The organism is Methylobacterium sp. J-067, assembly GCF_022829465.1.
GTDB lineage: Bacteria > Pseudomonadota > Alphaproteobacteria > Rhizobiales > Beijerinckiaceae > Methylobacterium > Methylobacterium litchii.
Map to the genome: position 1 here is coordinate 1 of NZ_JAKSXZ010000083.1, position 455 is coordinate 455.

The 455-nt window shown below is 60.7% G+C and carries 1 pseudogene; it reads left to right on the forward strand.

Annotated features, from left to right (window positions below):
- Positions 1 to 237: 237 nt before the first annotated feature.
- Positions 238 to 414 (forward strand): annotated as a pseudogene (locus MKK52_RS08705) (flagellar protein); the annotation flags it as partial.
- Positions 415 to 455: the final 41 nt, after the last annotated feature.

Sequence of the window (455 nt, forward strand, 5' to 3'; positions counted from 1 at the left end):
AGCGGCATGGTGCGGCCTCCCTCGCAGGCCCCTGTCGTAGGAGAGCCGCGTTAACGTTCCGCTAACCGTGTGCCGACGCCGTGATGCGGCGGCGTTGTTAAGTCATTAACCGAGTTTCACTGAAGCGCCGCACGAAAACAACGCTGTCTATTATTTTAAGACAGTCTAAAGCCGTCGTGTTCAAGTGTGCACTCGACACCAATACGGAGGTGGCTCGACCGGAATGGATATGTCTTCATGTACGGCGTGACGCTCACCGCTGCCACACGCCAGAACCTGCTCTCCCTGCACGACACGGCGTCGCTCACGGCCACCACCCAGAACCGACTCGCCACCGGCAAGAGGATCTCCTCGGCCCTCGACAACCCGGTCACCTTCTTCAACTCGCAGTCCCCCGACCAGCGCTCGAGAGATCCGTAGCACCAACTCATCGGCACCGCCAACGCCGGCATGGG